Source organism: Streptomyces sp. NPDC020917, from assembly GCF_044333795.1.
GTDB lineage: Bacteria > Actinomycetota > Actinomycetes > Streptomycetales > Streptomycetaceae > Actinacidiphila.
Genome location: NZ_JBIRRR010000007.1, coordinates 237,763 through 260,926, shown reverse-complemented (window position 1 = coordinate 260,926; position 23,164 = coordinate 237,763). Strand labels below are relative to the sequence as shown.

At 74.6% G+C, this 23,164-nt stretch carries 21 protein-coding genes and 1 tRNA gene; 9 read left to right on the top strand and 13 right to left on the bottom strand.

All coding sequences use genetic code 11. From position 1 onward, the window contains the following. Positions 1-23: 23 nt before the first annotated feature. Complete coding sequence (locus tag ACH4TG_RS17960; protein ID WP_398243275.1) at positions 24-395, top strand: hypothetical protein; 372 nt, start codon at positions 24-26, stop codon at positions 393-395. 95 nt (positions 396-490) lie between these two features. Further along, positions 491-564 (top strand) — tRNA-Met (locus ACH4TG_RS17955). A 104-nt stretch (positions 565-668) separates the two neighbouring features. Here ACH4TG_RS17955 and ACH4TG_RS17950 read toward each other — a convergent pair. Further along, entirely contained in the window at positions 669-1,487 is an 819-nt protein-coding gene (locus ACH4TG_RS17950) for a DUF899 family protein (RefSeq protein WP_398243274.1), read from the bottom strand. Between the two features lie 160 nt (positions 1,488-1,647). Next, positions 1,648-1,959, bottom strand: a complete 312-nt coding sequence (locus ACH4TG_RS17945; RefSeq protein ID WP_398243273.1) for a DUF6343 family protein — start codon at positions 1,957-1,959, stop codon at positions 1,648-1,650. Positions 1,960-2,307: 348 nt separating this feature from the next. Between ACH4TG_RS17945 and ACH4TG_RS17940 the strand changes: the two genes are divergently transcribed. Together ACH4TG_RS17940 and ACH4TG_RS17935 are read left to right on the top strand one after the other, a co-directional pair. Next, complete coding sequence (locus ACH4TG_RS17940) at positions 2,308-3,243, top strand: GNAT family N-acetyltransferase (protein WP_398243272.1); 936 nt, start codon at positions 2,308-2,310, stop codon at positions 3,241-3,243. Next, on the top strand, positions 3,221-3,814 hold the full coding sequence (locus ACH4TG_RS17935) for a DUF1349 domain-containing protein (protein ID WP_398243271.1): 594 nt from the start codon (positions 3,221-3,223) through the stop codon (positions 3,812-3,814). Before ACH4TG_RS17940 ends, ACH4TG_RS17935 begins: the two co-directional genes overlap by 23 nt. A gap of 166 nt (positions 3,815-3,980) precedes the next feature. Here the strand turns inward: ACH4TG_RS17935 and ACH4TG_RS17930 are convergent, their stop codons facing one another. From ACH4TG_RS17930 to ACH4TG_RS17905, 6 genes are all read right to left on the bottom strand, one after another. Then, entirely contained in the window at positions 3,981-4,601 is a 621-nt protein-coding gene (locus ACH4TG_RS17930) for a TetR/AcrR family transcriptional regulator (RefSeq protein WP_398243270.1), read from the bottom strand. Continuing rightward, complete coding sequence (locus ACH4TG_RS17925) at positions 4,589-5,329, bottom strand: enoyl-CoA hydratase family protein (RefSeq protein ID WP_398243269.1); 741 nt, start codon at positions 5,327-5,329, stop codon at positions 4,589-4,591. The genes ACH4TG_RS17930 and ACH4TG_RS17925 overlap by 13 nt, the downstream gene beginning before the upstream one ends. Positions 5,330-5,414: 85 nt before the next feature. Further along, complete coding sequence (locus tag ACH4TG_RS17920; protein ID WP_398243268.1) at positions 5,415-6,605, bottom strand: acyl-CoA dehydrogenase family protein; 1,191 nt, start codon at positions 6,603-6,605, stop codon at positions 5,415-5,417. Continuing rightward, entirely contained in the window at positions 6,602-8,821 is a 2,220-nt protein-coding gene (locus ACH4TG_RS17915; protein WP_398243459.1) for an acetyl/propionyl/methylcrotonyl-CoA carboxylase subunit alpha, read from the bottom strand. The genes ACH4TG_RS17920 and ACH4TG_RS17915 overlap by 4 nt, the downstream gene beginning before the upstream one ends. Positions 8,822-9,019: 198 nt before the next feature. Next, entirely contained in the window at positions 9,020-10,558 is a 1,539-nt protein-coding gene (locus ACH4TG_RS17910) for an acyl-CoA carboxylase subunit beta (RefSeq protein ID WP_398243458.1), read from the bottom strand. A 47-nt stretch (positions 10,559-10,605) separates the two neighbouring features. Further along, complete coding sequence (locus tag ACH4TG_RS17905) at positions 10,606-11,421, bottom strand: TIGR03084 family metal-binding protein (RefSeq protein ID WP_398243267.1); 816 nt, start codon at positions 11,419-11,421, stop codon at positions 10,606-10,608. Positions 11,422-11,616: 195 nt separating this feature from the next. Between ACH4TG_RS17905 and ACH4TG_RS17900 the strand changes: the two genes are divergently transcribed. Beyond that, positions 11,617-13,251 carry an ABC-F family ATP-binding cassette domain-containing protein gene (locus ACH4TG_RS17900; RefSeq protein ID WP_398243266.1) on the top strand — a complete coding sequence of 545 codons (1,635 nt, stop codon included), beginning with the start codon at positions 11,617-11,619 and terminating at the stop codon, positions 13,249-13,251. Positions 13,252-13,394: 143 nt separating this feature from the next. After that, positions 13,395-13,796 carry a hypothetical protein gene (locus ACH4TG_RS17895; protein ID WP_398243265.1) on the top strand — a complete coding sequence of 134 codons (402 nt, stop codon included), beginning with the start codon at positions 13,395-13,397 and terminating at the stop codon, positions 13,794-13,796. 117 nt (positions 13,797-13,913) lie between these two features. On the opposite strand, the gene ACH4TG_RS17890 is transcribed toward ACH4TG_RS17895, so the two are convergent. After that, positions 13,914-15,941 carry a putative Ig domain-containing protein gene (locus tag ACH4TG_RS17890; RefSeq protein ID WP_398243264.1) on the bottom strand — a complete coding sequence of 676 codons (2,028 nt, stop codon included), beginning with the start codon at positions 15,939-15,941 and terminating at the stop codon, positions 13,914-13,916. 307 nt (positions 15,942-16,248) lie between these two features. Here ACH4TG_RS17890 and ACH4TG_RS17885 point away from each other — a divergent pair, with 307 nt between their 5' ends. Further along, positions 16,249-17,109 carry a TrmB family transcriptional regulator gene (locus ACH4TG_RS17885; RefSeq protein WP_398243263.1) on the top strand — a complete coding sequence of 287 codons (861 nt, stop codon included), beginning with the start codon at positions 16,249-16,251 and terminating at the stop codon, positions 17,107-17,109. Positions 17,110-17,191: 82 nt separating this feature from the next. Then, positions 17,192-18,079: a DMT family transporter gene (locus tag ACH4TG_RS17880; protein ID WP_398243262.1), complete on the top strand. Its 888-nt coding sequence runs from the start codon at positions 17,192-17,194 to the stop codon at positions 18,077-18,079. Between the two features lie 627 nt (positions 18,080-18,706). Here ACH4TG_RS17880 and ACH4TG_RS17875 read toward each other — a convergent pair. Then, complete coding sequence (locus ACH4TG_RS17875) at positions 18,707-19,825, bottom strand: winged helix DNA-binding domain-containing protein (RefSeq protein WP_398243261.1); 1,119 nt, start codon at positions 19,823-19,825, stop codon at positions 18,707-18,709. A gap of 3 nt (positions 19,826-19,828) precedes the next feature. After that, on the bottom strand, positions 19,829-20,698 hold the full coding sequence (locus ACH4TG_RS17870; RefSeq protein ID WP_398243260.1) for an enoyl-CoA hydratase/isomerase family protein: 870 nt from the start codon (positions 20,696-20,698) through the stop codon (positions 19,829-19,831). A gap of 261 nt (positions 20,699-20,959) precedes the next feature. On the opposite strand from ACH4TG_RS17870, the gene ACH4TG_RS17865 reads away from it, so the two are divergent. Beyond that, positions 20,960-21,430, top strand: coding sequence for an ATP-binding protein (locus tag ACH4TG_RS17865; RefSeq protein WP_398243259.1), 471 nt, complete (start codon positions 20,960-20,962; stop codon positions 21,428-21,430). Positions 21,431-21,439: 9 nt separating this feature from the next. On the opposite strand, the gene idi is transcribed toward ACH4TG_RS17865, so the two are convergent. Next, positions 21,440-22,054, bottom strand: coding sequence for an isopentenyl-diphosphate Delta-isomerase (idi, locus tag ACH4TG_RS17860; protein WP_398243257.1), 615 nt, complete (start codon positions 22,052-22,054; stop codon positions 21,440-21,442). A gap of 140 nt (positions 22,055-22,194) precedes the next feature. Then, positions 22,195-23,142: a cation diffusion facilitator family transporter gene (locus tag ACH4TG_RS17855; protein ID WP_398243256.1), complete on the bottom strand. Its 948-nt coding sequence runs from the start codon at positions 23,140-23,142 to the stop codon at positions 22,195-22,197. Positions 23,143-23,164 lie beyond the last annotated feature (22 nt).

Below are 23,164 nucleotides of genomic sequence, written 5' to 3'. Positions count from 1 at the left end.
TGGCCTCGTGAGACGCTGCCCCGATGACGACTCAGGCGGCGGAGCACCCGTCCAGGGACGGCCTCCCCTCGGTGTTCCGGTTCGCGACGGAACTGGTGGCGTGGATCGCGACCCCGTGGTGGCTGGCGCACACGTCGTGGGTTCTCGCGGTGCTGTCACTGGTCGTGCTCGTCGGGCTGCCGACGGTGTTCGCCACGCCCGGCGACAAGGCCCAGGTGATCGTGGCCGTGCCCGGTTGGGGGACGGTGCTGCTGGTGCTGATGGAGATCGCCGCGGCCGTCGTCTCGGCCTGGGCGCTGTGGCCGGTGTGGGCCGCCGTGTGCGTGACGGTGCTGGCCGCCGTGACGCTGGTCACCGAGGGGCCGCGGCGGCGCCGGCTGCTCCGGGCCCGCTGAGGCCCCTCGCCCGGAGTCCGGGCGCGCCCGCGGCGGGGCGCCGCCGATATGGATTTGGCGCCAGGGTGAACACCCCGTAAGGTGGAGTTCACCGACGCGGGGTGGAGCAGCTCGGTAGCTCGCTGGGCTCATAACCCAGAGGTCGCAGGTTCAAATCCTGTCCCCGCTACTGAACAGGAAGGCCCGGCACATCATGTGCCGGGCCTTCCTGCTGTCCTGCTGTCCTGCTGTCCGCTGTCTGCTTCTTTGCTGCCCGCTGGCCGCGGAGCCGTGTCAGTGGTGGTGGCCCCGGCGGCCGAGGGTCTCCACGGGGGTCGCACCGGGGCGGGTCCACTGCGGCACGGGGCGGCTGGTCGGGCCCCAGGAGGCGTTCCCGTCCGCGTCCGCGCGCCAGTACCAGCAGATCGGCGCGCCGTGGCCGCCGACCGGCGAGCCGGCGTCAGGAGCCCCGGGCCAGCCGTCCGGGTCGTCCTCCCACCCCTCGCGGCGCCCGTAGGGCGTCATGTCGAGCAGGCCGAGGGACCCGTTGACCGGCTCGTTGCCGCGGCCCGTCGTGGAGTAGGTGAGGAACGTGCGGTCGCCGTCGCGCAGGTAGCAGGTCAGCGACCCCATGCTGTCGCCGACCGGCGCGGGCACGCCACGCACCGAGTACCAGGGCTCGGTGTACCCCATGAACTCCGTGTACGCGGCCACCTCGTCCCAGCGGCCCGTGGTCAGGACGGCGAACGAGACGCCCCGGGCGTTGAGGTAGACCGCGTCCTTCACATGCCAGGCGGTGGTCGTGCAGCCCTCGCACTGCCCCTGGTGCGGCGCGCCGTCGTACCACATGTGCTTGTAGACGACGAGCTCGTCGCGGCCCTGGAACAGGTCGAGGAACGGGATCGGGCCGTCGGGTCCGACGACCTCGACCGTCCCGTCGAACTCCACCATCGGCAGCCGGCGGCGCGCGGCGGCGAGGGCGTCGCCCTCGCGGGTGTGGGCCTTCTCGCGGGCCAGCAGCTCGTCACGCGCGGTCTGCCAGGCGGCCAGGTCCACGATGGGCGGGCGGCCGGGCAGCGCGGTGGTCGGGTCGCTCGGCGTGGACGGCGTCATGGGTCCTCCGTGGTGTCTGGTGCCGGGCGTCCCCGCACGGCGTCGTGACGGTCACCGGAACAGACCGGCGACCCCGCCGGAACTCATCGCGGCAGGCGTCACCAGCGTCCTGGCCCGGCCCGCACACGCGCGGGCCGCCGGCCGCGTCATGGGGGTGCGTTCACTGGTGCCTCGTCGTCCGCGTGGTCCGCGGTGGCCGGCGGTCGGGCTCCACCGGGCGGTACGGTGGGATCCCCGGCCCCGGCTGCCAGTGCGGGCCCTGCCGGATGTGGCGGATCACCACGATCACGTCGACCAGGGCCACCGCGCCGACCAGGGCGACGAAGGCGGCCCAGCCGGGCTGGTGGGCCAAGGCGAAGCCGACGGCGGCGGCCGCCCCCCAGACCACCCCGCACAGCGCCAGCCCCAGCCGCAGCCGCAGCGGGCTGCGCGCCTGGACGGGCTCCGATCCGGTCCTGTGCATCCGTTCCATCTCCCTCCTTCCAGCATCCCTCCGAAAGCGGTCGCCCGGTCGTCTGCAGACCTTCCGTGCCGCATCGGAGTCCGCGGCCCGCCCCGGCCGGCCTTGCCGGTTCCCACGGGCCCGCGTTCCGTACGCTGTCCGCGCGGCCGCGCCTGTCGGTGTGCCACTCGTAGCCCGTGCCCGTCGGCCCGCGACTCGTACCCCGCACCCCGTGCCCGCTCCCTTGCTGTGCGCCTGCCCGGCCGCGGCAGGGGGCATCCGGCCCGGGGGCGGAAACCGGGGGCGGAAACCGGGGGCGGAAAATGGAGCCGGAAAACCAGGGGCGCCCGGCCCCTGCGGCGCGTAGGGTGCCTCACCGTGACCTTGATCATCCGGGACTACCGGGACGGCGACGCCGAAGCCGTCGTCGCCCTGCTGTACGCGAACGCGCCCTACCGGGTCATGACCCCGCGGGGACTGCACGCCCAGGTCGTCGGCTCGCCCGCCCGCCAGCACTACCGGCTGCTGGTCGCCGAGGACGGGCAGGGGCGGATCGGCGGATTCGTACGCGCCGCCATCTTCGCCGACACCAGCGACCCGGGGCTGTCCTTCACCAGCCTGGTCGTCGCCCCCGGGGACCGCGGCGCGGGCGTCGGCAGCGCGCTGCTGGCCGCCGCCGAGGAACACCTCGCCGCCGTCGGGGCGCACACCGTCTACAGCTGGGCCTTCGACGACCCCGCTGCCCACGGCTTCGCCGCCGGGCACGGCTACCGCCGCGGCCGCTCCGCGACCTATCTGCGCCTGGACCTGGCCCCGGGCGGCCCGCTCCCCGAGCGGGCCGACCTGCCGTCCGGCGTGCAGCTGCTGCCCGCCGGGCACTGGGCCGACGACCTGCCCGAGCTGCACGAGGCCGACCAGGAGTGCTTCGTCGGCGAGCCCGGCGACGTGACGCCCGACGCCATCAGCTTCCAGGACTGGCGCGCCACGATCTGGGACCGGCCCGACTTCGACCAGCAGCTGAGCACCGTGGCCGTGGTCGACGGCGCCATAGCGGGGCTGCTCCTGGCGGAGACCGACGACCGCGGCCGGTACTGGTCCAGCGGCACCGCCGTCCACCCCGCCCACCGCGGCCGCGGCCTCGCCAGGGCCGCCAAGGCCCACTCCCTGCACCTGGCCCGCGACCGCGGCCTGCGCGAGGCGTACACCAGCAACGACGGGGGCAACGCGCCCATGCTCGCCGTCAACCGATGGCTCGGCTACGAGCCGTGCGCTACAGAATGGCGGTACATCCGTGACCTCACCGACCGAGCGTGACCTGCCCTGGAGCGCCGGCAGCTGGCTGAACCCGCCCGCCGGGACGCGCCAGGACGGCGCCGATCTGGTCGTCACGACCCGCGAGGGCAGCGACTTCTGGCGCACCACCAGCTACGGCTTCGTCCACGACGACGGGCACGCGCTGCTCGTCCCCTTCCCGCCGGGCACCGCCGTCGAGGTGTCCTTCGTCGCAGACTTTCCGGAGCTGTACGACCAGGCCGGCGTCATGGTCCGGGTGGACGCCGGCACGTGGATCAAGGCCGGCATCGAACACTCCGACGGGGAGCCCCAGTTGGGCGCGGTCGTCACGCACGGCACCTCCGACTGGTCGCTGGCCCCGGTGCCCGACTGGGCCGGGCGCGAGGTCACCGTGCGGGCCAGTCGCGCCGGCGACGCGGTGACGGTGCGGGCCCGCTGCGACGGCGGGCCGTGGCGCATGGTGCGGCTGGCCCACCTCGACCCTGACGCCGACGCCCAGGCCGGGCCGCTCTGCTGCTCGCCGCTGCACGCCGGCCTGGAGGTGCGCTTCACCCGCCTGGCCACCGGCCCCGCGGACGCCGCCCTGCACTGATCCGGCCGCGGGGACGCCGCCCTGTACTGACCCGGCCGCGCGGACGCCGCCCTGCACTGACCCGGCCGCGGGGACCACCCTGCACTGATCCGGCCGCGGGGACCACGTCGCGTCGCCCGCGGGCTGCCAAGCACCGGGCCGAGGTCGGGCGGCGGTCAGGCCGCGGTCAGGCCGCGGGCTCCCGGCGCAGCTCCGCGTCCAGGATCCGCGACCACTGGCGGACGATCCCGGCCCGGCGCGCGGAGTCGTCGCTGAGCAGGTTCGCCAGGCCGAGCCCGCGGGCCATGTCGAGGATGCCCTGGACGGTCTCCCTGACCCCGGGCCGGCTCTCGTCGGCGCCGAGGAAGTCCACCGCCAGCCGGTGCGCCTCGCGGCCGATCCGGGACTCCAGCGCGGTGACCCGCGGCCGCAGCGCCTCCTCCTCACCGGCCGCCACCCACAGGTGCAGCGCCGCCCGGAACAGCGGCCCGGTGTGCACCGCCACGAGCATGTCCACCACCGCGTAGGTGCGGTCCGGGCCCTCGCGCGGCAGCGCCAGGGCCCGCTCGCGGACCGCGGTCAGCCACTGCTCGGCCACGTGCGCGATGGCCGCGGTGAACAGCTCCTCCCGGGTTCGGAAGTGGTGCTGGGCGGCGCCCCTCGACACCCCGGCCCTCGTGCACACCACGGCCACCGTGCTGCCGGACCAGCCGTGCTCGGTCAGGCAGGCCACCGCCGCCTCCAGGATGCGCTGGCGGGTGGCCCGGCTGCGATCCTGCTTCGGGGCGCGCTCGGTCACAACGCCCATGGCGGGTCCCGGCGTTCGAGCAGCGCGCGGACGCCCACCGCCGCGTCGTCGGACGCGAACAGCCGGGCGCTGCGCCGGCACATCTCCTCGGCGTCCTCGTCGAGCCGCCGCAGGAACGCCGCCGTCGTCAGCTCCTTGGACGCCGCGAGGCCCTGCGGCGAGGCCGCCCGCAGCCCGGCCAGGATCCCGTGCAGGGCGTCGACCCGGCCGGTGACCAGGCCCATGCGCACCGCCTCCTCGGTGTCGAACCGCTCGCCGGTGATGATCCAGCGCGCGGCCGCCCGCGGGTCGGCCCTGGCCAGCACGGGTATGGACGCCACCGCGGGCGCCAGCCCCAACCGGCTCTCGGTGAAGGCGAACGAGGCCGCCTGGGTGGCCACCGAGATGTCGCAGGCGGCCAGCAGCCCCAGGCCGCCGGCCCGCACGTGCCCGTCGACCCGGGCGACCACCGGCTTGGGCAGGACGGCGATCTGCCGCATCAGGTCGACCAGCAGCTCCGGCCCCTTGCGGTCGCCGGTCGCCTTCAGGTCCGCGCCGGCGCAGAACGAGGAGCCGGTGTGGGTGAGCAGCACCGCCCGCGCCCCGGTGTCCGCCGCCGCGTCGTCGAGCGCGGCGGCCAGCTCGGCGACGAGGCCGGCGGACAGGGCGTTGCGGTTGCCCGGCGAGTCGAGGTTGAGGACGGCGACACCGCGGTCGGTGTGCCGCCGCACCAGCGGCGCTGTGGTCACTGCGGGGCTCCTGTCGTGCGAGGTCGTGATCGGGGGCTGGGGGAGTGCGGGAGGGGAACGCGGGGGACGTCGCGGACCGGGCCCGTCAGTAGGACTTGGGCAGGCCGAGGGTGTAGTGCGAGACGAAGTTGAGGATCATCTCACGGCTCACCGGGGCTATTCGCCCGACCCGGGATGCGGTCAGCAGCGAGGCCAGGCCGTACTCGGTGGTCAGGCCGTTGCCGCCGAGAGTGTGCACGGCCTGGTCCACGGCACGGGCGCCGGCCTCGGCCGCCGCGTACTTGGCCATGTTCGCGGCCTCGCCGGCGCCCATGTCGTCCCCCGCGTCGTACAGGTACGCGGCCTTCTGCATCATCAGCCGGGCCAGTTCCAGCTCGATGTGCGCCTGCGCCAGCGGATGGGCGATGGCCTGGTGGGAGCCGATCGGCGCCTTCCACACCTGCCGGGTGCGGGCGTAGTCCACGGCCGTGTCCAGGGCGTAGCGGCCCATGCCGAGGGAGAACGCGGCGGTCATGATCCGCTCGGGGTTGAGCCCGGCGAACAGCTGGAGCAGCCCGGCGTCCTCGTCGCCGACCAGCGCCTCGGCGGGCAGCGCCACATCGTCGAGGAACAGCTGGAACTGCTTCTCCGGCGCGGCCAGTTCCATCTCGATCTGCCGGTACTCGAAGCCGGGGGTCTCCCGCTCGACGATGAACAGGCAGGGCTTGAGCTTGCCGGTCCTGGCGTCCTCGGTGCGGCCCACGACGAGCGTCGCGTCGGCGATGTCGACGCCCGAGATGAAGACCTTGCGGCCGGTCAGCAGCCAGCCGCCGGTGTCCGGGTCACGGCGGGCGGTCGTGGTGATCCGGTGCGAGTTGGAGCCGGCGTCGGGCTCGGTGATGCCGAACGCCATCCGCAGCGAGCCGTCCGCGATGCCCGGCAGCCAGCGCTCCTTCTGGGCGTCGGTGCCGAAGCGCGCGATGACCGTGCCGCAGATGGCGGGAGAGACGATCAGCAGCAGCAGCGGGCAGCCGGCCGCGCCCAGCTCCTCCAGCACGATGGACAGTTCGGCCAGCCCGCCGCCTCCGCCGCCGTACTCCTCGGGGATGTTCACGCCCAGGTAGCCGAGCCGCCCGGCCTCCTGCCACAACTCGTCGGTGTGCTTGCCTGCGCGTACGGTCGCCGCGAAGTACTCGCGCCCGTACCGGCGCGCGAGGGAGCCGACGGCCTCGCGCAGCGCGCGCCGCTCCTCGCTCTCCAGCAAGGTGCTGTCGAAGGTGCTGCGGACGGTGGTCATGGTCCCGTTTCCTCCTTGACGACGGCGAGTACGGCGCCGAGTTCGACCTGGCGGCCCACCTCGGCGGTGAGTTCGGTGAGGGTGCCCGCGGCGGGTGCCGCGACGACGTGCTCCATCTTCATCGCCTCCAGCCACAGCAGCGGGCTGCCCGCCTGGACGCGGTCGCCGGGCGAGAATTCACCTATCCGGACGACCGTGCCGGGCATCGGCGCACGCAGCGACCCGGGTGCCGAATGCTCCCCGGGTTCGGTGAAGCGGGGGAGGGCGGTCAGCGAGGTGCACACGAAGGGCGAGTCCACGAACACCCGTTCGGCGTAGGCGGCCACTTCGAACGCCTGCCGCACGCCCGCGACGTCGAGCACGACACGGCCGGGGGCCGCGCTCACCAGCGCGACGCCGGCGAAGTCCGGCGCGGTCAGGCCCTCGCGGGTAAGGCGGTAGCGGACCTCGTGGACCGTCCCGGACCCGTCGGCCCGGAACCGCTTCAGCTGCGGTTGCGAGGGAACGTTCCGCCAGCCCCCGAGCCGGACCGCGACGCCCGCGCCCGCTCCGCCACCGGCCCACGGACCCGCGGCGCCGGGGCCCGCCGCGGTCGTCCCGGCCGCCGTGCGCGCGGCCGCGTCGGCGAGGGCAGCGACCAGCGCGGCGAGCGCCACCCGATCGTTCGGGCCGGAGCCCGTCCCGGCGCCGTTCCCGCCGCCCGCCTGCAAGCCGGACGCCTGCGATCCGCCCGCCGGCGCTCCGGCCGCCTGCGCGCCGGACGCCTGCGATCCGCCCGCCGGCGCTCCGGCCGCCTGGCCGCCTGACGCCTCCGTCGATGACCCGGCGAGCCCGCCGGCCGGGGCCGCCGGGTCGGCCGGCTGCCCCACGCCCAGCTCCGCGCCGTGCCGCGCCAGGAACGCGGTGTCGAGCCGGGCCGCGGTGAACTCCGGGTGCCGCAGCGTGCGGACCAGCAGGTCGCGGTTGGTGCGCGGGCCGTGCAAGCGGGCCCGCTCCAACGCGTGGGCCAGCCGGCGGACGGCCTCGGCCCGGGTCGGCGCCCACGCCACGACCTTCGCCAGCATCGGGTCGTAGTGCACGCCGATGGTGTCGCCGCCGGTCACCCCGGCGTCGAGCCGCAGACCCGCGTCACGGCCCGGCGGCACGGCGAACTCCGCGTCCACTCCCGGGAGTTCCAGCAGGTGCAGGAGTCCCGGCTGCGGCTGCCAGCCGTGCGCGGGGTCCTCCGCGTACAGCCGCGCCTCGACGGCGTGGCCGCGCGGCTGGGGCGGGTTCGGTGGCAGCGCGGCGCCCTCGGCGACCCGGATCTGCCACGCCACCAGGTCGAGCCCGGTGACGCACTCGGTGACCGGATGCTCCACCTGCAGGCGGGTGTTCATCTCCAGGAAGTACGGCCGGCCGTCGCGGGCGACCAGGAACTCCACGGTGCCCGCGCCGGTGTAGCCGATCGAGCGGGCCGCACGTTCGGCCGCCGCGTGCAGGGCGGTGCGCACCTCCTGCGGCAGCGCGGGCGCCGGGGCCTCCTCGATCACCTTCTGGTGCCGCCGCTGCAGCGAGCAGTCCCGCTCGCCGAGCACCCACACGGTGCCGTGGGTGTCGGCCAGCACCTGCACCTCGACGTGCCGGGCGCCCTCCGCGTACGGCTCCAGGAACACCTCGCCGTCACCGAACGCCGACCGCGCCTCCTGCGCGGCCGCCGCCAACTCCTCCGGCAGCCGGTCCAGTTCGCGCACGATCCGCATGCCGCGCCCGCCGCCGCCCGCGGCCGCCTTCACCAGCAGCGGCAGATCGCCGGCGCCGACCCGCGCCGGGTCCAGCGCGCCGAACACCGGCACGCCGGCATCCGACATCAGCTCCTTGGCGCGGGTCTTGGAGCCCATCGCCGCGACCGCGTCCGGCCGCGGCCCGATCCAGACCAGGCCCGCGTCCTGGACGGCACGGGCGAACTCCGCGCTCTCGGACAGGAATCCGTACCCCGGGTGCACCGCGTCGGCACCCGCGGCCAGCGCCGCGGCGACCAGCAGGTCGGCGCGCAGGTACGTGTCGGCCGGGGCGTTCCCCGGCAGCCGCACCGCGGCGTCGGCCTCGCGGACGTGCAGAGCCCGCGCGTCGGCGTCGGAGTGCACCGCGACGGTGGCGATGCCCAGGCCGCGGCAGGTGCGGAACACCCGCCGGGCGATCTCCCCGCGGTTGGCCACCAGCAGGCGGCCGATCACCGCCGGCCGCGCCGCCGTCCCGGCCGATCCGCCGGCCCCCGTACCCGCGCTCGCCTCCCCCGCCGTCCCGGTCGAACTGCCCGCCGCCCGGCCCGTACCCGCGCCCGCGGATGTGCCCGCGGCCGTGCCCTCCGTCGCATCCACCGGCGCCTTCGAGCCGTCCGGCCGACCGCTCCCACTGCTCATGCCTGCCGCCCCTCACATCCGGAAGACGCCGAAGCCGCCGCGGGCGCCCTCAACCGGCGCACCGTGCACCGCGGACAGGCACAGCCCCAGCACCGTGCGGGTGTCCCGCGGGTCGATCACCCCGTCGTCGTACAGCCGCCCCGACAGGAACATCGGCAGCGACTCCGCCTCGATCTGCTGCTCCACCATCGCCCGCAGCGCCGCGTCCGCCGCCTCGTCGTACGCCTGGCCCTTGGCCAGCGCCGACTGCCGGGCCACGATCGACAGCACCCCGGCGAGCTGCGCCGGGCCCATCACCGCGGACTTCGCGCTCGGCCAGGAGAACAGGAACCGCGGCTCGTACGCCCGGCCGCACATGCCGTAGTGCCCGGCGCCGTAACTCGCGCCCATCAGCAGGGAGATGTGCGGGACCCGCGAGTTGGAGACGGCGTTGATCATCATCGAGCCGTGCTTGATGATGCCGCCCTGCTCGTACTCGCGGCCGACCATGTAGCCGGTGGTGTTGTGCAGGAAGACCAGCGGGATGTCGCGCTGGTTGGCCAGCTGGATGAACTGGGCCGCCTTCTGCGACTCCGCGCTGAACAGCACGCCCTGCGCGTTGGCCAGGATGCCGACCGGATAGCCGTGGACCTCCGCCCAGCCGGTCGCCAGACTGGGCCCGTACAGCGGCTTGAACTCGTCGAACTCCGAGCCGTCGGCGATCCGCACGATCACCTCGCGCGGGTCGAACGGGGTGCGCAGGTCGCCCGGCACGATGCCGAGCAGGTCCTCCTCGTCGAACAGCGGGGGGCGCGGGTCCGGCCGCGGATCGGGGCCCGCCTTGCGCCAGTTGAGGCGGGCGACGACCCGGCGGGCGGTGCGCAGGGCGTCCGGCTCGTCCAGGGCGAAGTAGTCGGCCAGGCCCGAGACGCGGGCGTGCATGTCGGCGCCGCCCAGTTCCTCGTCGTCGCTCTCCTCGCCGGTGGCCATCTTCACCAGCGGCGGGCCGCCGAGGAACACCTTCGAGCGCTCCTTGACCATGATGACGTGGTCGGACATCCCCGGCACGTACGCGCCGCCCGCGGTGGAGTTGCCGAACACCACTGCCACGGTGGGGATTCCGGCGGCCGACAGCCGCGTCAGGTCGCGGAAGAGCGCCCCGCCGGGGATGAAGATCTCCTTCTGGCTGGGCAGGTCGGCGCCGCCGGACTCCACCAGGCTCACCACCGGCAGCCGGTTGGCGAAGGCGATCTCGTTGGCCCGCAGCGCCTTCTTCAGCGTCCACGGATTGCTCGCCCCGCCGCGCACGGTCGGGTCGTTGGCGGTCACCAGGCACTCGACGCCATCGATGACGCCGATGCCGGTGACGAGGGAGGCGCCGGTGGTGAAGTCGCTGCCCCACCCGGCGAGCGGGGACAGTTCGAGGAACGGGGTGTCCGGGTCGAGCAGCAGCTCGATCCGCTCGCGGGCCAGGAGCTTGCCCCGACCGCGATGCCGTTCCTGGTACTTGGGGCCGCCGCCGGCCAGCGCCTCGGCGTGCGCTGCGGCCACCTCGGCCAGCCGTTCCAGCATCGTCGCGCGCCGCTCGGCGAACTCCGTCCCGCGCAGGACCGTGCCCCTCACGCGGCACCGCCGCCGGACGCCGCCCCGGCCGGCCGGCCCTTGCCGGGCGGTCCGGCGAAGGCCTGGGCGATCGACAACCACGCGTCGGCGTCGGCCCCTTCGGCGGTCAGCGCCACGTCGTCGCGGTGCCGGCGCTGCACCGCGAGCAGGCACAGGTCCTCCGCGGGCCCGCTCACCCGCTGGTCGGCGTCCTCAGGGCCGAAGGTCCACAACGACCCGTCGGGCGCGGTCAGTTCCCACCGGAACTCGGCCTGCGGGGCCGGACGCCCGTGCGCCGCGAAGGCGTAGTCCCGGGCGCGCACCGTGATCCGTACGACATGCCGCAGGCGCGCGGTGGGCGTGCGGAGCACGCCCAGGGTGTCGGCGATGTCCTGGCCGTGCGCCCAGGTCTCCATCAGCCGCCCGGTGGCGACGGCCGCGGTGCTCATCGGCGGTCCGTACCAGGGGTGCCGCACCCCCGGCGGCTGCGCGACCAGCGTCGCCCACAGCCGGGCCCGGCTGGACCGCCACCGCTCCAGCAGCGCGGCGGGCGGCATCGCGGCGTCCCGGGTCGCGGCCTCGTCCACATAGGTGTCCAAGTGGCCCAGAGCGTAAGTGAGTTCCGCGGAGAACGCGTCCGGGTCCTCGATCGCCAGCAGCGCCTGGCGGTCGGTCCAGCTCAAGTGGGCGATCTGGTGGGCGACGGTCCAGCCCTCGGCCGGCGTGACGGCGCCCCAGCGCCCGGCCGGCAGGTCCGCCACCAGGCTGTCGAGCGCGTCGCTCTCGGCACGGAGATCGTCCAGGACGGTGCGTACGGACTGCGGATCGGCCATGGCCACCCCTCGGACAAACCGCCGGTACATGACAGCGTGCGCCCCGAGCGTGGCAGCCCGCCAAAAAACAATCAAGCGTGCATGCATTTTTTTGCGCGGAGAATCCACCGGACCCGGGGGAGGGGGACGGGGAAGCCGCCGCCGGGGAAACGCCTTGGTCGCGGGCGGGGGCGAAACGGTAGGATCCGGCCTGAGATGAGTGCCACCCTCGTTGCCAAGAAGCTCGCCGCAGGACACGGCGACCGTGCCCTGTTCTCCGGCCTCGACCTGGTCGTCGCCCCGGGAGACGTCATCGGCCTGGTCGGTGCCAACGGTGCCGGCAAGTCCACGCTGCTGCGGATCCTCGCCGGCCTCGACGCCCCCGAGGAGGGGGCGCTGCGGCTGAGCCCCGCCGACGCCACCGTCGGCCACCTGCCGCAGGAGCCGGACCGCCGGGCGGAGTCCGTCCGCGACTTCCTGTCCCGCCGTACCGGGGTGACCGCCGCGCAGGCCGCCCTGGACACCGCCACCCAGGCACTCGTCGACGGAACGCCGGGCGCCGACGACGCCTACGCCGCCGCGCTCGACCGCTGGCTCGCGCTCGGCGGCGCCGACCTGGAGGACCGCGCGGAGGAGGCCGCGGCCTCGCTGGGCCTGGGCGTCGCGCTCGACGCGGACATGCGCGGGCTGTCCGGCGGCCAGGCCGCCCGGGCCGGGCTCGCCTCCCTGCTGCTCAGCCGCTACGACGTCTTCCTGCTCGACGAGCCCACCAACGACCTGGACCTGGACGGCCTGGAGCGGCTGGAGAAGTTCGTCACCGGGCTGCGCGCCGGCACCGTCCTGGTCAGCCACGACCGCGAGTTCCTCACCCGCACCGTCACCAGCGTCGTCGAGCTCGACCTCGCCCAGCACCAGGTCTCCGTCTACGGCGGCGGCTACACCTCCTACCTGGAGGAGCGCGCGACCGCCCGGCGGCACGCCCGCGAGGAGTACGAGGACTACGCCGACACCAAGGCCGGGCTTGAGGCCCGCGCCCGGATGCAGCGCGGCTGGATGGACAAGGGCACCCGCAACGCCCTGCGCAAGGCTCCCGACCCCGACAAGATCGCCCGCAAGGCCCGCGTCGAGGGCAGCGAGAAGCAGGCCGCCAAGGCCCGGCAGACCGAGCGGATGATCGAGCGGCTGGAGGTCGTGGAGGAGCCCCGCAAGGAGTGGGAGCTGCGGATGGAGATCGCCGCCGCGCCCCGCTCGGGGGCCGTGGTGGCCACCCTGCGCGGCGCTCGGGTCCGGCGCGGCGACTTCGCCTTCGGCCCGGTGGACCTGCAGATCGACTGGGCGGACCGGGTGGCGATCACCGGGGCCAACGGCTCCGGCAAGTCGACGCTGCTCGCCGCCCTGCTCGGCCGGCTGCCGCTGGACGAGGGCACCGCGGCGCTCGGCCCGGGCGTGCAGGTCGGCGAGGTCGACCAGGCCCGCGCCCTGTTCCGCGGCGAGGAGACGCTGCTGGACGCGTTCCGCGCCCCGGCACCCGAGATGGATCCGGCCGAGATCCGCACCCTGCTGGCCAAGTTCGGCCTCAAGGCCGACCACGTGCTGCGCTCCGCCGCCACCCTCTCGCCCGGCGAGCGCACCCGCGCGGCGCTGGCCCTGCTGCAGGCCCGGGGCGTCAACCTGCTGGTCCTCGACGAGCCGACCAACCACCTCGACCTGCCCGCCATCGAGCAGCTGGAGTCCGCGCTCGCCTCCTACCAGGGCACCCTGCTGCTGGTCACACACGACCGGCGGATGCTGGACGCGGTGCACACCACCCGCCGCATCGAGGTGGACGGCGGCCGGATCACCGAGCGCTGAACGCGGCCGGGTCACCGGGCGCCGAACGCGTCCTTGGAGCCGGGCCGTCCACAACCGGAGGGAACCGGCCCGCGCCGTGCTGCGTCACACCCATGACCGGCCGCCTTCCGACCAAGGGCGGCCCGGGCGAGGGAGGTTGGGGCATGCGCGCTCGGACAGGTGCGGCCGTGGGGGCGGCCGTCGCGTCCTTCGTGCTGGTGACGGGGTGCGGCTCGGCGAACGGGGTCCGGGTGGGGGCACCGGAAGCCGCCCCGACGAGCACGCAGCAGGACTGCGGCGACGTCGTCGTCGACCTGGCCTCCAGCAACGCGCGCGAACTGTGCCTGAGCGTGGGCAGCACCCTGCGGCTGCGACTGGACGACCGATGGGTGCCGGCCGTCGAGCACGGGACGGCACTCACCCAGGTCTCGCCCGGCGTCTATCGCGGCGCACGGGCCGGCAGTGCCCAGCTGAGCGGCTTCCGGCACGCCTGCCCGAGCGCGACACCCGGCGGCGTGTCCTGTCACGCCATCGTCGGGTGGAAGGTCACCGTCGACGTGCGGTGACCGGCACACCGGGGGAGAGCGGCGGACCCGGGTCGGCAGTGGGGGCCGACCCGGGTCCGTCGTGTTCTGCCGCGCCGGAGCGCGTCGTGCGGTGCTGCCAGGCCATGCGCGCGGGCATCAGCTCACGTTGGCGGCGGTGTCGTCGATGAGGAACGACGTGGCGTAGAGGGAGTCCTCGGTGCCGGTGAACTTCAGGGTGACGGTCTGCCCGATGTACGAGGACAGGTTGATCGACTTCTGCACGTAGCCGGTCGTGTGGTTGAGGTTGGAGTAGGTGGCCAGGGTGGTGCTGCCCGCGGTCACCTTCAGGGTGTCGTAGGCCGTCGTGGTGGTGGTCTCCTGGGTGGAGATGTACAGGTAGAAGGTCAGGTTGGCGCTGGTGCAGGTGGACGGGATGGTCACCGACTGGGACAGCGTGTCGGTGTGGGTGCTGCCGTAGCCGTCCAGCCACGCCTTGTAGGAGCCGGTGTGCGCCGGGGCGCCGGTGCTGTTGTCGATGACGCCGGAGCTGGTGGTCCAGCCGGTGTTGCCGGACTCGAAGCCCGGGTTGGCCAGCAGCTGGCCGGCGGTGCAGCCGCCGCCACCGGTGCCGGTGACCGCCCAGGTGAAGCTCGCCGAGCCGGTCGCGCCGGTGGAGTCCTTGGCGGTGACCGTCACGCTGGAGCTGCCGGTCGCGGTCGGGGTGCCGGAGATCAGGCCGGAGGAGGCGTTGATCGACAGACCCGCGGGCAGACCGGTGGCCGAGTAGGTCAGGGTCTGGCCGGAGGCCGAGTCGCTCGCGCTGATCTGCAGGCTGGCCGCGGTGTTGACCACCGTGGACTGGCTGCCCGGGTTGGTGACGGTGACCGTGTTGCCGGTCGAGGTGCCGTTGGTGAAGGCGGCGGTGCCGTTCGGCGTGCCCAGACCCGTCGGGCCGTCGTAGCCGGCCTTGGCGGTGCACAGGTAGCTGCTGCTGCAGGAACCGTTGGCGCCGCTGGTCACGTCGTTGAGCGAGCCGGTGTGGGCGTACGGGTAGGACGACGGGGTCGTGCCCGAGGCGGGGGTGCCGGCGAGCGCGTAGACCGAGGCGATGATCGGCGACGAGGCGCTGGTGCCGCCGTAGACCTGCCAGCCGCTGGCACCGTAGGAGTCGTAGACCGCCAGACCGGTGTTCGGGTCGGCGACCGCGGAGACGTCCGCGACGGTGCGCTTGGAGCAGCCGGTGTCGGTCTGCCAGCTGGGCTTGGGGTCGTAGGACGAGCAGCCGGAGCCCGCGCCCTCACCGCCGGCGCTGCTGCCCCAGACCGACTCGGTCCAGCCGCGGGAGGTGCCGCTGGCGCGGCTCAGCGAGGTGCCGCCGACCGAGGTCACGTACTGGGACGCGGCCGGGTACTCCACGCCGTAGCCGCTGTCACCGGAGCTGACGGTGATGGCGACGCCCGGGTGGTTGAAGTACGAGCTGTCGTACGAGGTGTCCGAGGAGGACTCGGAACCGCCGTAGCTGTTGGACACGTACTTCGCGCCCATGGTGACCGCGCGGTTCACCGAGATGCCCAGGTCGCTCATGCTCGCCGAGGTGGCCTCGACCAGCAGGATGTGGCAGGACGGGCAGACGGCGCTGACCATGTCGAGGTCGAGCGATATCTCGCCGGCCCAGCCGGAGTCGGCGGTGGGGTAGCTGGTGCCGCCGTTCTGGTCCACCTTCTTGAAGCAGCCGTTGGCCGTGGTGCAGGCCGGCAGGCCGTACTGCGAGCGGTAAGTGGCCAGGTCCGACTCCGCGTTGGGGTCGTCCTGGGCGTCGACGATGGCCACGGTGGCCCCCGAACCGCCGGACGGCAGGGCGTAGGCGCCCTGCAGGTCGCTGGGACCGTATCCGGAGGGGGTGGCGTTGGGGGTGACACCCATGTGGTGCACGACGTCCGTGCGCACCAGCGACAGGCAGGACATCCGGCCCTCGGCGGGCGAGGCGCACAGGTGCTGGGCCTTGCCCAGGGTGGTGCCGGTGGCGCCGGTGGCGGACGAGCCGGCGTTGGACGCGGGCGTGCTGGCGACCGAGGGAGCCGCCACCGCGACCATGCCGCCGGTCACCAGGGCCCCCGCGGCGACCACCGCGAGGGTTGCGCGGCGGACGGTCTCTCTCAACCGGCCGGGACTTGTCGACTGCAATGAACTGCCCTCCATGGGGGGATCGAGCCTGGGGGCGCCCGACGATGGCAGATCTGTCAAGGTCATGACAACCGATCATCGTGCGGCTACGCCCGGGAAGCATGTGGCGCTCGTTCACTGGTGATCTGGCTGACGACTTCAGCCATTCGTGCTGACTGCCACCCCGTGCAGTGGTGGCCATGATGAAGGTAGTGAGACCGGTTTAAAGGAACTACCGGGTAATGGCAAAGGATTGACCTCGAGTCACCTTCCGGGACCCCCTCCCTCGCTTCCCCGGAACGATCTCCGGCGTATAGCTTGTGGCGCCATGGAGTCGGAGGAAGGACCGGTCAACGACCTGGTCTCACTGGGTCTCGCCCGCTACGAGGCGCGGGTCTACCTCGCCCTTGTGCGCCGCGAGTCGTACACCGCGGCAGAGGTGGCGCGCGAGGCCGATGTCCCCAGGCAGCGCGTGTACGACGTGCTGGACGCCCTGGTCAGGCGGCGGCTGGCCACCGCGCATCCCGGGCGGGTCGCCACGTTCACGGCGGTCGCCCCGGAGCTGGCGGTGGCCCGGCTGATGGCCCTGCAGCGCGAGGCGCTGGAACGGCTGGACCGGGTGTCGGCGAACCTGACCGCCGGCCTGGTGCCGATCTGGGCCGACGGGCGGTCGCACACCGTGCCGCTGGACTACATCGAGATCCTCCGCGACCCCAAGTCGATATCCGAGGCGTTCACCGACATCCAGAACCACGCCCAGCACGAGCTGCTCAGCTTCTCCAAACCGCCGTTCGTCGCCCCCGGCTTGAACACCCCGGGGATCAGGGCGGTGCGGCGGCTGCGGCGCAACGGCGGCTCGGTCCGCGCCATCTACACCCACGAGGCGCTCGCCGACCCCGAGACCCTCGACAACGTCCGGCGGTCCAGCGCGGCGGGGGAGGAGTGCCGGTTCGCCGCGGACCTGCCGCTGAAGCTGGTGGTGGCGGACGCCTCGCTCGTGCTGTGCGACATGCCGGACCCGGTCGCCGGCACCGGCTCGACCACCGCCCTGTACATCGAGCACCCGGCGCTCGCCGCCTGCCTGCGGATGGCGTTCCTCACCGTGTGGGACGGCGCGCAGACCGCACCGGCCGATCCCGCCGATCCCGCCGATCCGGCCGATCCCGCCGCACCCGCCGAGCCGGCCTGAAAAGCGGCGCAGACCGGGACCCACCAGGGCGCACTCGTGCGGATCGGGGCTGGTCGGGCATGTGGGGGGTTACAGTGACGGCGTGGCCGTGTTCCTGCTCGGAGTCGGTGCCGCCTGCTGCCTCGGCCTGGGATTCGTGCTGCAGCAGCGCGCGGCCGCCCGTGCGCCGCTGGCGGACTTCCTCTCCTTCCGGCTGCTCCTCGACCTGATCCGGATGCCGGACTGGCTGCTGGGCATCGCCTTCTTCGTCAGCGGCCTGGTGCTCGGCGCCGTCGCGCTGGCCTACGGCGAGGTCTCGCTGGTCGAGCCGCTGACCGCCACCAACCTGCTGTTCGCCATGGCCTTGTCGCGCTGGCTGACCAAGCAGCCGCTGGGCTGGAGCGGCTGGGGCGGCGTCGCCCTGCTCGCCCTCGGGGTGACCGCCTTCATCGTGGCGGGGCGGCCCAGCGGCGGCAGCGGCCCGGCCGGACCGCTGCGGCACTGGCTGGTCTTCGGCATCGTGGCCGGCCTCGCCCTGCTGCTCACGATCAGGTCCCGCCGGCTGCCGCCTTCCTCGGAGGCGGCCCTGCTCGCGCTCGCCGCCGGCCTGCTCTACGGCCTGCAGGACGCCCTCACCCGGGTGTGCGGGCAGATCATCCGCGACCACGGGATCCCGCCGCTCTTCGTGCACTGGCAGCCGTACGGGATCGCCGTCCTCGGCCTGACCGGGCTGCTGCTGGTGCAGAGCGCCTTCGAGACCGCGCCGCTGCGGATGTCGCTGCCGTCGCTGACCGCCGCCCAGCCGCTGGCCGGCATCGCCTGCGGCGTCGGGTTCCTCGGCGACCGGCTGCGGGTCACCCCGGGAGCCCTGGCCTGGGAGGCCGCCGGCCTGGCCGCGGTGGTCATCGGCATCATCCTGCTCGGCCGCCACCCCGCGATGCCGACCGGCGTGACCGAGCGCCAGCCGGTCGGCGCCAGCCGCATCAACTGACCGCGAGCACGCCGAAGACCCCTGCCGTCCGGCTCACGCGCCCACCGCGAGCCCCCTCCCGCCGACGGCCTCCGGCCGGGACACGCCCCCGCGAGGACGGCGTCCGCCGGGAGAGGCCCTCGGGGTCCGGGCTGCCGGGACACGCCCTCGGGCCTGGGCCGGGCTGCCGGGATATGCAGTCCCGCCGACCGCGTCCATCGGGAGAGGCCCTCGGGGTCCGGGCCGCCGGGACAAGCCGTCGGGTCGGATCCGGGTCGCCTGGACTGCCCTCGCGTCGACCGTGTCCGCCGGACAGCCCTCGTGCCTGGGCCCGGGTCGCCTGGACTGCCCTCGCGTCGACCGCCTCCGCCGGGAGAGGCCCTCGGGGTCCGGGCCGCCGGGACATGCCCTCGCGTCGACCGTGTCCGCCGGACAGCCCTCGGGCCTGGGCCGGGTCGCCAGGACACGCCCCCGCGTCGACCGTGTCCGCCGGACAGCCCTCGGGCCTGCGCCGGGCTGCCAGGACATGCCCTCGCGTCGACCGCGTCCGCCGGACAGCCCTCGTGCCTGGGCCGGGCTGCCAGGACACGCCCCCGCGAGGACCGCGTCCGCCGGGAGAGGCCCTCGGGCCTGGGCCGGGTCGCCGGGTCACAGTCCCGTCGTCCACTCCCAGGCCGCGGGCAGGCCCAGGAACCGGCCGATATCGGCCACCTCCGCGTCGATGCCCTCGGACAGGGCGCGGTCCGGGTCGCCGGTCAGCGACTCGACCCGCACCGCCAGGCCCGAGCCCCGCCGTTCGTGCCGCCAGGTCGCCACCACCGCGCCGTCGCGCAGGACGCACGGCATGAGGAAGCCGCCGCCGGTCGCGATGCGCGGGGCGATCGCGGGCGGCAGCATCAGGTCCCGGTCGCGGTAGCCGAGCAGGTACGGGTCGAAGTGGCCGGTCATCCGCACCGCGCCGGGTGGCGGCACCCGGGACGCCGCGCCGGCCGGGGCCAGCAGCGGACCCCGCGGGCTTCCGACCGGCGCGAGCCGGCCTGCGGCGGCCGCCTGACCGCGGCGGGCCGCGGTCATCGGCAGCCCGGACCAGCGCGCCAGGTCGGCCGCGGACACCGGGCCATAGGACGCCGCGTGCCGCACCGCGAGTTCGGCCAGCGCCTCGTCGCCGGCCGGCCCCGCGTCGGCGACGCCCGCCAGCCACTCCTCGGCCAGCACGTACGTGGCCGCGTCGGCCGCCGCCTCCGGCCCGCGGCACACCACGCCGCGGGCCGCGGCGTACAGCAGCAGGTGCGCCGGGGCCTGGCCGCGCGGGTCCAGGGCGACGCCCTCCTCCGCCAGCCGCTCCACCAGCGCGTCGCGCTGCAGCGCCCGCCCGGACAGGACCCGCTCCAGCGCGGGGAGCGCCCGCGCCAGCAGGTCGTCGTCCAGGCCGAGCCGGGCGCGCCGCCCGCGGTACATGTCCGCGGCGCGCGGGCCGAGCAGCGCGGTCAGCCAGCGCACGTCGGAGGCGGCCACCGCGTGCAGGGTGCCGCGCATCAGCCAGGTGCGCACCACCGCCGGCGGGCGGGCGGCGCAGGCCGCGTCGACGTCGCCCGCGGTCAGGCCGCGGCTGCGCGCCCGCACCTGCAGCCGGCACGCCTTGGCGTCCTGGGCCTGCAGCCCGGCGGCCAGCCGCACCGCGTCCGCCACCGTGCGGCCGCCGGGCCCGAGCAGCCCCTGGGCCTGCGCCCGCAGCCGCCGTACCTCGTCGTCCCCGAACGCCCCCACCGGTCAGCCCTTGCCCGGGGTCCAGGTGAACCGCGGCTCGCGGCGTTCCAGGAACGCCGCGGCGCCCTCGGCCGCGTCGCCGCTGGCGGCGGCCTGCTCCGCCCAGTGGGCCAGGCGCTCCGCGGGCGGCTCGCCCGCGGCGAACTCCTTGGCGGCGGCCTGCGTCAGCTGCGACCGGGACCGCAGTACGGCGGTGAACTCCCGTACCCGCGCGTCGAGCCGGTCCGCGGGCAGCACCTCGTCGACCAGGCCGGTGCGCAGCGCCCGCTCGTCGTCGATCAACTCGGCCGAGAACAGCAGGTGTTTGGCCGTCGACTGCCCGGCCAGCAAGGCCAGCCGCCGGGTGGAGGAGGCCGGGTAGACGATGCCGAGCCGGGCCGGGGTGACGCCGAAGCGCGCGCCCTGCGCCGCGAAGCGGAGGTCGCAGGCGACCGCGAGCTGGCAGCCGCCGCCGACGCAGTAGCCGCGGACCGCCGCGATCGTCGGCTTGGCGAAGACGGCCAGCGCCTCCTCCGCCGCCACGGCCGCCTCCCGGATGGCGCGCATGCCGTCGGGCCCGGCCAGGTCGCCGATGTCCGCGCCCGCGCAGAAGGTGTCCCCGGCGCCGGTCAGCACCAGCACCCGCACCGTCGGGTCGCCGGCCAGCGCGTCCAGCAGCGGCGGCAGCGACCGCCACATCGCCAGCGTCATCGCGTTGCGGCGGGCCGGGTTGCTGATGGTGACGGTGGCGGTGCCGTCGCCGGTGGCCACCAGCAGCCCGGGGGAGCCGGTGGGGCCCGCCGGGACGGGCCGGTCCGGGCCCTGCGGCGACCCGGCGTCCGCCACCGACGGGCCGGAAGCGGAACGTGGCGCGAGCGGATCGGCGTCGGACATGCGGGCTCCTCGTACGCAGTCGGCGGCGGGCCGCGAAGCGGCGGTCATGATCCTAGCCACGCCTCCCGCGGCCGGAATCGGTCGGCGGGACGCCAGAACCGTTCACCACCGGTCGGGAATCGCTGAAAGGCGCGGACTTACGGTCTCCTGCACGTGCAATTGCAGCGGTCACGGACACTCGAACGGTGAGGGGGAACCGGCCGGTCGGACCGGCCGGTTCACCGCCAGACGGAATGTCAGAAGGCGATGGTGGGTGCGGTCATGGAGGTGCGCGGGAGCGTCCCGCAGGGTCAGGCTCCGGCGCCGAGGCCGTACGAGGGGGTGTGGCGGTTCACCGCCCCGGCGCTGGACTCCTCGGTGCCCCAGGTGCGGCACGCGGTCCGCTCGCTCGTCCGCGACCGCGGCGTGCCGGTCGACGGCGACGTGCTGTACGGGCTGCTGCTGATCGTCTCCGAGCTGGTCACCAACGCGGTCAAGCACGCCGCGGTGCTGTCCCCCGAGGTCGCGGTGGAGGTGGCGGTCGGCGCCGAGTGGATCCGGGTGGCCGTCGAGGACAACCACCCGTACCGGCCCAAGGCGCTGGAGAACGACCACGGGCGTACCGGCGGCCGTGGGCTGCTCCTGGTGAAGGCGATCACCGACGAGGCCGGCGGCTCCTGCGACATCGCGCCCACGCCGACCGGCGGCAAGGTGATCTGGGCGGCGATGCCGCTGTTCGGCGCGGCCGGCTGAGCCGGCGGCTCACCAGCCGCCGGCGCCGCCGGTCACCTCGCGCACCGCGGGCAGCACCGCGTCGAGCACCGTCTGGAACCACGCGGAGAACGGGCCCTGCTCGCGCATCGCGGCCAGCTCCGCCGCGCTGACGAACGCCGTCTCGCCGATCTCCTCGGGGTCCGGGTGCAGCGGATCGCGCACCACGCCCACGAACAGGTGGTTGAACTCCTGCTCCACCAGGCCCGACGCCGGGTCCGGGTGGTTGTAGCGGACCGTGCCGGCCTCGCGCATCAGGGCCGGGGCGACGCCCAGCTCCTCCGCGGTGCGCCGGGCCGCGGCCACGAACGGCTGCTCACCGGGGTACGGGTGCCCGCAGCAGGTGTTGGACCACACGCCTGGCGAGTGGTACTTGCCCAGCGCCCTGCGCTGCAGCAGCAGCCGGCCGGCCTCGTCGAAGAGGAACACCGAGAACGCCCGGTGCAGCCGCCCCGGGGCCAGATGCGCCGACACCTTCTCCGCCGTGCCGATCGTGACGCCGTCCTCGTCGACCAGTTCGAGCAGGATCTGTTCCGCGACCCCGTTGGGCGAGGGCGGCGCGGCGGGAGACGAGCCGGGTCGGCCGGTGGCAGGACTGGTGGGCATATCCATCCTTCGCGTTCGACGACAAGCCCTTAGTCTGCCTCACCCGGGGCCCCGGCCCGCGCCCAACTGCGCCGACCGGCACCGGCGCCCTGAGGCGCGGAACCGGCCACCGGCGGCTCCGGCGGACGGGCGGCGGGCGTTCAGTGGCAGAGCCGCGCCTCGTGCACCGCGTGCCCGGCCGGCTCCAGCTGGAACGTGCAGTGCTCCACGTCGAAGTGCGTGCCCAGACAGCCCTGCAGGTCGTGCAGCATCTTCTCGTAGCCCACCTCCTCCAGGACGCCGTGGCCGACCACCACGTGCGCGGACAGCACCGGCATGCCCGAGGTGATCGTCCACACGTGCAGGTCGTGCAGGCCCTCCACCCCGGGGAGGGACACGATGTGCCGGCGGACCTGGCCCATGTCGACGTGCTTGGGCGCCGCCTCCAGCAGCACGTCCAGCGCCTCGCGCAGCAGCTGCCAGGTGCGCGGCACGATCAGCACGCCGATCAGCAGCGACGCCACCGCGTCCGCCTGCCGCCAGCCGGTGGTCAGGTAGACGACCGCGGCGACCACCACGGCGCACGAGCCGAACGCGTCCGCCATGACCTCGAGGAACGCCCCGCGCACGTTCAGGCTCTCCCGCTGCCCGCGCATCAGCACCATCAGCGACACCGAGTTGGCGGCCAGCCCGAACAGGCCGAACGCCACGGTCGCGCCGCCGTCGAGGGCGTGCGGGCTGATCAGCCGGCGAACACCCTCGTAGAAGACGAACGCCCCGACGGCGAACAGCAGCCCCGCGTTCAGCGCGGCGGCGAGGATCTCGGCGCGGGCGAAGCCGAACGTACGGCGCTCGCTCGGCGGTCGGGCCGCCATCTGGATGGCGAGCAGCGCCATGGCCAGGCCCGCCGCATCGGTGGCCATGTGGCCGGCGTCGGCGAGCAGGGCGAGCGAGCCGGTGACCGCGCTGCCGGCCGCCTCCGTGACCAGGACCAGCAGCGTGATGCCCAGGGCGATCCGCAGCCTGCCGCGGTGGGCCGAGCCGGCGGTTCCGGGCCCGTGCCGGTGGCCGTGGCCGTGACCATGGCCGTGCTGGTGCCCTGCCCCCATCGCGGCGCTTCCCTTCGTCGGG

Bases quoted from the DNA above. Each gene is read 5' to 3' on its own strand.
- ACH4TG_RS17960 (WP_398243275.1), top strand. From the start codon at position 24: ATGACGACTCAGGCGGCGGAGCACCCGTCCAGGGACGGCCTCCCCTCG.
- ACH4TG_RS17950 (WP_398243274.1), bottom strand. From the start codon at position 1,487: ATGACGCCGTCCACGCCGAGCGACCCGACCACCGCGCTGCCCGGCCGC.
- ACH4TG_RS17945 (WP_398243273.1), bottom strand. From the start codon at position 1,959: ATGGAACGGATGCACAGGACCGGATCGGAGCCCGTCCAGGCGCGCAGC.
- ACH4TG_RS17930 (WP_398243270.1), bottom strand. From the start codon at position 4,601: ATGGGCGTTGTGACCGAGCGCGCCCCGAAGCAGGATCGCAGCCGGGCC.
- ACH4TG_RS17920 (WP_398243268.1), bottom strand. From the start codon at position 6,605: ATGACCACCGTCCGCAGCACCTTCGACAGCACCTTGCTGGAGAGCGAG.
- ACH4TG_RS17910 (WP_398243458.1), bottom strand. From the start codon at position 10,558: ATGCTGGAACGGCTGGCCGAGGTGGCCGCAGCGCACGCCGAGGCGCTG.
- ACH4TG_RS17905 (WP_398243267.1), bottom strand. From the start codon at position 11,421: ATGGCCGATCCGCAGTCCGTACGCACCGTCCTGGACGATCTCCGTGCC.
- ACH4TG_RS17900 (WP_398243266.1), top strand. From the start codon at position 11,617: ATGAGTGCCACCCTCGTTGCCAAGAAGCTCGCCGCAGGACACGGCGAC.
- ACH4TG_RS17895 (WP_398243265.1), top strand. From the start codon at position 13,395: ATGCGCGCTCGGACAGGTGCGGCCGTGGGGGCGGCCGTCGCGTCCTTC.
- ACH4TG_RS17885 (WP_398243263.1), top strand. From the start codon at position 16,249: ATGGAGTCGGAGGAAGGACCGGTCAACGACCTGGTCTCACTGGGTCTC.
- ACH4TG_RS17870 (WP_398243260.1), bottom strand. From the start codon at position 20,698: ATGTCCGACGCCGATCCGCTCGCGCCACGTTCCGCTTCCGGCCCGTCG.
- ACH4TG_RS17865 (WP_398243259.1), top strand. From the start codon at position 20,960: ATGGAGGTGCGCGGGAGCGTCCCGCAGGGTCAGGCTCCGGCGCCGAGG.
- idi (WP_398243257.1), bottom strand. From the start codon at position 22,054: ATGCCCACCAGTCCTGCCACCGGCCGACCCGGCTCGTCTCCCGCCGCG.
- ACH4TG_RS17855 (WP_398243256.1), bottom strand. From the start codon at position 23,142: ATGGGGGCAGGGCACCAGCACGGCCATGGTCACGGCCACGGCCACCGG.